Raw genomic sequence first — 7,237 nt, 5'->3', positions numbered from 1 at the left:
GCCATCCGGGCGCGCCCGGCGGCCCCCGGATCGCCACGCGCCGCCGATACGGGCTATCTTTCGATCGGAGTTGTCCTTCGATCAATGGTCCGTCGGGCAGAAGGGGCGCAGTGGACAGGTTCGCCGGTGAGACGTTCGACCTGCTCGGTAGCGACCGCAGCCGGGTCGTGACGACCGAGGACGGCGTGTCCCTCGCGATCCGCGAGGTCGGCCCCGCCGATGCCCCGCTCACCGCCGTGTTCGTGCACGGCTTCTGCAACCGGATGGAGGGCTGGCACTTCCAGCGAGTGCACCTCGAGCGTGTCTGGGGCCCGACCGTCCGGCTGGTGTTCTACGACCACCGTGGCCACGGCCGGTCCGGAAGCGCCCGCCGCACGACCTGCACGATTTCTCAGCTCGCGCGCGACCTGGACACGGTGGTACGGGAGGTCGTTCCCGACGGCCCCCTCGTCCTGGTGGGCCATTCGATGGGCGGCATGACCCTGCTCTCGTACGCCGGTCAGTTCCCGGACAGCTTCGGCGACCGTGTCGTCGGCGTGGGTCTGGTGTCGACGTCTGCCGGAGCACTGAGCGAGTCCGGGGTGGCCCGCACGCTGGGTAGTCCCGTGGTGACCGGATTCCGGGTCGCGGCGCAGCGCCTGCCGTGGGTGGTCCAGGGCGGTCGGGACGCGACCCGTCGGGTGATCGCCCCGATGATCCGCTCGGCGTCCTTCGGGGCCAGGCACGTGAGCCCGACGGTCACCCGGTTCTCCGACTCGATGATCAACGACACTCCGCTGCAGACCCTGGTCGATTTCCTGCCCACGTTCGAGCAGCACGACGAGACCGCGGCGTTGCCGGTTCTCACCCGGGTACCCACGCTCGTGCTGTGCGGGAGCAGAGACCTGATCACACCGCTGCGGAACTCGCGCGTCATCGCCGAGCAACTTCCCGAGGCGACCATGCTGCGGGTGCCGGGTGCGGGCCACATGGTGCAGCTCGAGTGTCCGGAGCTGGTGTCCGATGCCCTCGACGAGCTGCTGACCCAGGCCGTCGAATCGCTACCCGCGGAGCCGGACTGGACCGATTCGCTCGTGGGATTCGTGCGACGCCAGGTGAGCAGGTGGAACCGGCTCGGACGTGCGGCAGGCCGACAGGTGCGTCGCGCCGGAAGATTCGCCGGTCTCACGGGTGGAGCGCGCCGCGAGATCGGGCCGGCCGGTATCGAGGTGGGTCAGAACCGGCGGATGTCGTAGATGTGGAAGTGCGAGAGCGGCGTCAGCCCCACCGGGACGCCGCGACCGTAGGCGTTGAAGACCTGGCCGAACCCCGCGTAGATGCCGATGTGGGACGCGTCCCGGTGCAGGACCACGATGTCGCCCGGGGCCAGAGCCCACAACGGGATGCTGGTTCCCACCACGGCCTGCTCCCACGTGGTGCGGGGCAGGTCCACCCCGACCTGGCGGAAGGCCCACTGGAGAAGACCTGAGCAATCCCAGCCGTGCGGACCGACCCCGCCCCACACGTAGGGCTTCCCGGTCTGCGTACTCGCCGCGGCGAGCGCGCCCAGACCGGTGGGAGTCGGGATCGGCAGTGGCACGAACGCCGACCCGCTGGAACTTCCGGAGGTGCTGCCACTCCCGGCCACATCGGTGACGGGCTGAGCGGCTGCCGGTGACGCGAACATCAGGCAGGTGCAGGCTACGGCGGCGCCGGCGAGGGTCGTGCGGCGCAGGCTCGGACGGAATCGGGACACGGTGGTCCCCCCTTCGATGCTGGGTAGCGCCGGGCTCACCCGGTCGGGCTGGTCTCACCCGGTCGGGAAGGATCACTCGGTCGAGCAGAGTTCGGCGCGCGTCTCGATGAGGTCACGGAAAGCCTATAGAGCGCGCCGGGGCGGTCGCGGCGGATTTCCGGAAACTGCTCCGTGCCGTGATCGGGAAGTGACCGGTCGCGACGCCGTCCGGGCGGACGTGTCCGCGAAGCTGTCCCGGGTCCACAGATGGAAGACGGCCCAGGCGCGCAACGGCGCCCACGACCGGGTGGCCCTGCGGACCTCCGCCTCCGATGCGGCGCCGAGCGCTCGGCGCAGCACCAGATCGCCGGTCGGGCAGGCATCGCGGTCTCCGAGGCGTAACGCCAGGTATTCGGCCGTCCACGGCCCGATACCCCGCAGTGACGTCAGACGCTCGCGGAACTCGGGTCCGGACGGGTGCGCGAGGGTCACCGAACCGTCCAGGACGGCCTCGGCGAGAGTGCGGACGGCGGTGGCACGGGCGAGCGGTACTCCGACCGCGGCACGCAGGTCCTCGAGCGGCGCCTCCACCACGTCCTCGGGTCGCGGAAACGCCACGTCCGTGCCGGATCGCCGGCCGAAGGTGGCCGCGAGGCGGCCGGTGAGGGTGCGGGCACCGGCCAGGGACACCTGCTGGCCGAGGACGGTGCCCGCCGCGGTCTCCCACGGATCGGCGCTGCCGAGGATCCGCAGTCCGGGCCGTTCCTGCACGAGCGGACCGAGCACCGGGTCGTCCTGGAACATCCGGCGGCGCCGGTCGGGATCGGCGTCGAGATCGAGCCAGCACCGCACGGTGTGGACGATCCGGTCGGTGTACCTGCGTGGCGCTCCGTCGACGGTGAGCTCGATCCTCGCCGCGCCGGACGACGACTGCCGGGACGACTGCGCTGCCGACCAGTCGACGGTGACCCGCGCCAGGTGCCCGTCGACCGGGACGGTGCGGCGCACACCGTGGGCGGCGACCGACTCCACGCCGGGAACCGCATGGGCGGCGAGTACCGCCCGCAACGGAGCGAACTCCAGCGGCGAGGCGTACGGCAGGGCGTGCGTGGTCACACCCGCATCCTCGCACCGTGTGCCGACAGGACGCGGCCGGTCGGGAGCCGATCGGTGCGCTCGGGAGTCAGGACCGGGCGAGGGTGAGGACGACGTCGGACAGGGCCGGCGCGTCGTCACGCTCGACGACCGTCGCCGTCATCGCGAGGGAGTCGTCGTTCCGCCAGATCGACACCCGGAGGGTTTCGCCGGGGAACACCACGCCGGCGAATCGGGCGCGAAATCCGCCGACCCGTCCGGCATCCCCGTCGAGCACCGCGTCCACGGCGGCCTTGCACACCACCCCGTAGGTGCACAGCCCGTGCAGGATCGGGGCGGGGAACCCGGCGGCCTTCGCGAAGTCCGGGTCCGAGTGCAGCGGGTTGCGGTCGCCGCACATGCGATAGAGCAGGGCCTGCTGCGGCAGCGTCGGGATCTCGGTCACGCTGTCGGGTGCGCGTTCCGGTATCGGATGCGTCTCGCTCGGGCCCCGCTCGCCGCCGAATCCGCCCTCCCCGCGGGCGAAGATCGACGAGCGCGCCGTCCAGAGGGGGTCCCCGTCGAGTCCGCTGGTGGTCGATTCCTGCACGATCACCGCGGCCTTGCCCTTGTCCCAGATCTCGGCGATCCGCGTGGCGGTGCGCGCCTTGCCCTCCGGAGGAATGGGGCGGTGCACCGTCACCTCCTGGCTGCCGTGCACGACCTTCGCCAGGTCGATGTCGACACCGGGAAACGAGACCGAGGGTGCCTCGGTGGCGTGAAATCGCGAGGCGACGGTGGAGAACGTCGGCAGTACCTGGGGGTTGCCGTCGGTGAGATAGCGCAGTTCCCGGTGGCTCGACGGGTCTGCCCCCGCACCGAGGGCGAGGTGGTACAGCTGGACGTCCGAGGCGGTCCAGGAGAACTCCTCGGCCGGCAGATCGGCGCCGAGCGCGACGGTGGGATCGATGGGCATCAGTTTCCTCCCGTGACGGACTGGGCCGCCGGATCGGACTGGGTGGGGGTCTCGGCCGGAGTGGGAGCCTGCTCCGAGCGCTCGAGGATGTCGAGCACGGCGAGGTACCCGAACGTCATGGCGGGCCCGATCGTGGCGCCGGGGCCCGCGTAGGTGTGACCCATGACCGGCCCGCTCGCGTTTCCGACCGCGTAGAGGTGTTCGATGACGGAGCCGTCCTCGCGGAGTACCCGAGCGTGGGGGTCGGTGCGCAGCCCGCCCTTGGTGCCCAGATCGCCCGGCACCATCTTGATCGCGTAGAACGGGGCCTTCCCGATGACGGCGAGACTCGGATTCGGCTTGTTGCGCGGATCTCCATAGTAGTGGTCGTAGCCGCTCTCACCCCGGGCGAAGTCCTCGTCGCGGCCTTCACGGGCGAAGCCGTTGAACCGCTCCACCGTCGCGGACAACTCCGTGGCGGGCACCTCGATCTTCTCGGCGAGTTCTTCGATGGTCGACGCCTTGACCACCACGCCGGCCTTCAGCCAGCGGCCGGGGAACGGGGAGCGCGGGGTGATGCCGGCGAACGTGTAGCGGTCGCGATAGCGCTGGTCGAGCACCATCCAGCACGGCAGGTTCTCGGCCGGGCCGTCGCCGTGGCCGTAGCGTCCGCCGTACATCGCGTGGGTGGCCTCGACGTACGGGGCCGACTCGTTGACGAATCTCCTGCCCTCGCCGTTGACCATGATGCAGCCGGGAAGGCTGCGCTCGGACAGTGCGAACCAGGGGCCGCCGGTCAGCGGTATCGACGGGCCCCACCAGGCGTCCTCCATGAGATCGAGTGCGCCGCCCAGCTTCTCGCCGGCCCAGATGCCGTCGCCGGTGTTCGCCTTCGCGCCGACCGTCCATTCCGTGCCGATCGGTGCGCGCTGGTACCGCCGGCGGGCGGTCTCGTTGTGCTCGAAACCTCCGGAGGCGATCACCACGCCCAGGCGGGCGTGGATCTCCGCCGGGCCGTCCGGCGAGTCCACGCGCACCCCGGTGACGGTGCCGTCCTCGTCGACCAGTTCGGTCAGCGGGGTGTTCAGGAGGATCGGGACTCCCGCGTCCCTCAGGCCCAGGCACAGCCCGGCCATGAGCGCCTGGCCGCGGACCAGGAGGTTCTTGCGGGTCAGCTTCGCCCACAGGAATCGGGTGCCGACGCGCATCGCTCGCAGCGGCCCGCGGGGGTTGCGCATGATCAGGTTCAGCCAGCGGTAGTCGGCCTGGGTGATGACGAAGTTGCGGGGAGCCTTGACGTAGTCCGGTTCGAGCAGTGCCAGGTCGTCACCGAGTTCGTTGCCGTCCATCGGGGTCGGTTCCACGGAGCGTCCGCCGATCCGTCCGCCCGGGGCCTCCGGGTAGTAGTCGGAGTAGCCGGGCACCCACTGCAGCTTCAGCGGGCTGTGGGCGAGGACGAACGAGAGCATCTCGGGGCCGCGATCGACGTAGGCGTCGATGCGTTCCGGTGGAACGACGTCGCCGATGATGGCGTGCAGGTACCGGCGGGCGGCTTCCGGGGTGTCGTCGACCCCTGCGGACCGAAGGACCTCGTTGTTCGGGATCCAGACCCCGCCTCCCGACCGGGCGCTCGAGCCCCCGTAGTGCGGTGCCTTCTCGATGACCACGACGCTCAGGCCGTGCCGGGCGGCGGTCAGGGCGGCGGTCATACCTCCGGCGCCGCTGCCGACCACGACGATGTCGTACTCACTCTTGCTCATGTAGAACACGTTATAGAATGATGAGCCGGTCAGTCCATCCCTCATGTGCTGGAAGTACGTGAAGACGGTTGGGGAGAAATCGAAAACGCGTTACAGTTCTGAGGAGGTGGTGTGTGTGACCTGGGATACAACCGTGGACGTCGTGGTCGTCGGATTCGGCGGCGCGGGCGCGGTCGCGGCGCTCGAAGCGCGTGAGAGCGGGGTGGACGTGCTCGTCGCCGATGCCCGTCTCGGTGGCGGTGCCACCACGATCTCCGGTGGCGTCGTCTACGCGGGCGGCGGGACGTCGATACAGCGGGAGGCGGGTGTCGAGGACAGTCCCGACGCGATGTACGACTACCTGCGATTCGAGGTGGGGGATTCGGTCCGGCCGGAGACGCTGCGCCGCTTCGTCGACGAGAGCATCGACAATCTCGACTGGCTGATCCGTCACGGGGTTCCGTTCGAGGGGTCGGTGTGTCCGCACAAGACCTCGTTCCCCACCGACGACTACTACCTGTACTACTCCGGCAGTGAGGCGTCGGGCGCGGCCAGGAAGGTGGCCGCACCCGCCCAGCGTGGACATCGCGCGAAGGGCAAGGGCACGTCCGGGAAGATGATCTTCGGCCCGTTGGCCCGCGCGGTCCGGCGCGCCGGGGTGCGCGTGCTGACGCAGACCTCGGTCACCGCTCTCGTCACCGACGACGAGGGCCGCGTGGTGGGCGTGGAGGCACGCAGCCTCGCCGATGCGCCCGCCCGGGTGCGCTCGCGGCACGCCCGGCTCTGCCGGATCTCGGCGAAGCCGGGAATCTACGCCCCGGCGCTGCGTGCGGTGCTGGAGAAGCGGATTCGCCGGATCGAGCGCAGGTACGCGACGCCGATCCGGATCCGGGCCCGCCGGGCAGTGGTGCTCACGACCGGAGGGTTCATCGCCAATCGCGCGCTGGTGCATCGCCATGCCCCGGACTTCACCGGTGGCATCTCCCTCGGTACGGCCACCGACGACGGTGCGGGAATCGCGATGGCCGCCGCACTCGGCGCGACCACGACCGGGATGGGAAACGTCTCGGCGTGGCGATTCATCTCGCCCCCCAGTGCCCTCCTCGGATCGCTGCTCGTCGACCGGCACGGCAGGCGCATCGTCGACGAGTCCCGATACGGCGCGGCGCTCGGCGAGGCGCTGGTCCGCGACGCCGACCGGCAGGGGTGGCTCGTCGCGGACGCCGAACTGGTGCGTGAGGCCAAGGCGCAGTTGAAGTCCCAGTCACTGTGGTTCCAGCGAATCCAGGCTACGGGGCTACTGCGCACTGCGATCCGGGCCGACACCCTCGACGTGCTCGCCGGGAAGGCGGGTATCGATCCGGCCGGACTGCGCGCCACCGTCGATGCGGCGAACGCTGCCGTGGACGGCGCGGGCCCCGATCCGATGGGAAAGCATCCCGACTTCGCTCGTGCCCTGCGCACGCCCCCGTACTCTCTGTTCGACGTGGGGATCAAGCCGAACGCGATGAACCCGTGCCCGATGCTCACGCTCGGCGGCCTCCGCGTCGACGAGAACACGGGAGCGGTCCTCGACGAGTCCGACGCGGCGATCGCCGGGCTGTATGCGGCGGGCCGGGTGGCTGCGGGCGTGTGCACGAACTCGTATGTGTCCGGGCTGTCCATCGCGGACTGCGTCTTCGCCGGTCGTCGTGCCGGAAAGCAGGCGGCGCAGGACGTTCCCGCCCCCGGACTTCGATCGGTGAGGAGCTGACC

Annotated in this window: 6 protein-coding genes; 2 read left to right on the top strand and 4 right to left on the bottom strand. The window is 70.4% G+C overall.

Annotation, left to right across the window (positions count from 1 at the left end; genetic code table 11):
* Positions 1–110 precede the first annotated feature (110 nt).
* Positions 111–1,235 carry an alpha/beta fold hydrolase gene (locus G4H71_RS07455; RefSeq protein WP_072736290.1) on the top strand — a complete coding sequence of 375 codons (1,125 nt, stop codon included), beginning with the start codon at positions 111–113 and terminating at the stop codon, positions 1,233–1,235.
* Here G4H71_RS07455 and G4H71_RS07450 read toward each other — a convergent pair.
* The 4 genes from G4H71_RS07450 to kstD form a co-directional block, all read right to left on the bottom strand.
* On the bottom strand, positions 1,214–1,666 hold the full coding sequence (locus tag G4H71_RS07450; RefSeq protein WP_246442768.1) for an NlpC/P60 family protein: 453 nt from the start codon (positions 1,664–1,666) through the stop codon (positions 1,214–1,216). The two genes, G4H71_RS07455 and G4H71_RS07450, sit on opposite strands and share 22 nt — an antisense overlap.
* A gap of 192 nt (positions 1,667–1,858) precedes the next feature.
* Complete coding sequence (locus G4H71_RS07445) at positions 1,859–2,830, bottom strand: DNA-3-methyladenine glycosylase 2 (RefSeq protein WP_072736289.1); 972 nt, start codon at positions 2,828–2,830, stop codon at positions 1,859–1,861.
* Between the two features lie 67 nt (positions 2,831–2,897).
* Positions 2,898–3,764, bottom strand: a complete 867-nt coding sequence (chsH3, locus tag G4H71_RS07440) for an enoyl-CoA hydratase ChsH3 (protein ID WP_072736288.1) — start codon at positions 3,762–3,764, stop codon at positions 2,898–2,900.
* Complete coding sequence (gene kstD, locus G4H71_RS07435; protein ID WP_083342855.1) at positions 3,764–5,503, bottom strand: 3-oxosteroid 1-dehydrogenase; 1,740 nt, start codon at positions 5,501–5,503, stop codon at positions 3,764–3,766. Before kstD ends, chsH3 begins: the two co-directional genes overlap by 1 nt.
* A 115-nt stretch (positions 5,504–5,618) precedes the next feature.
* On the opposite strand from kstD, the gene G4H71_RS07430 reads away from it, so the two are divergent.
* Complete coding sequence (locus tag G4H71_RS07430; RefSeq protein ID WP_072736286.1) at positions 5,619–7,235, top strand: FAD-binding protein; 1,617 nt, start codon at positions 5,619–5,621, stop codon at positions 7,233–7,235.
* Positions 7,236–7,237 lie beyond the last annotated feature (2 nt).

Source organism: Rhodococcus triatomae (assembly GCF_014217785.1).
GTDB lineage: Bacteria > Actinomycetota > Actinomycetes > Mycobacteriales > Mycobacteriaceae > Rhodococcus_F > Rhodococcus_F triatomae.
Note: the sequence above shows the minus strand (reverse complement) of the source record. Positions and strands in the feature narration are given on the sequence as shown.

Bases quoted from the DNA above. Each gene is read 5' to 3' on its own strand.
- G4H71_RS07450 (WP_246442768.1), bottom strand. From the start codon at position 1,666: ATGTTCGCGTCACCGGCAGCCGCTCAGCCCGTCACCGATGTGGCCGGG.
- chsH3 (WP_072736288.1), bottom strand. From the start codon at position 3,764: ATGCCCATCGATCCCACCGTCGCGCTCGGCGCCGATCTGCCGGCCGAG.
- kstD (WP_083342855.1), bottom strand. From the start codon at position 5,503: ATGAGCAAGAGTGAGTACGACATCGTCGTGGTCGGCAGCGGCGCCGGA.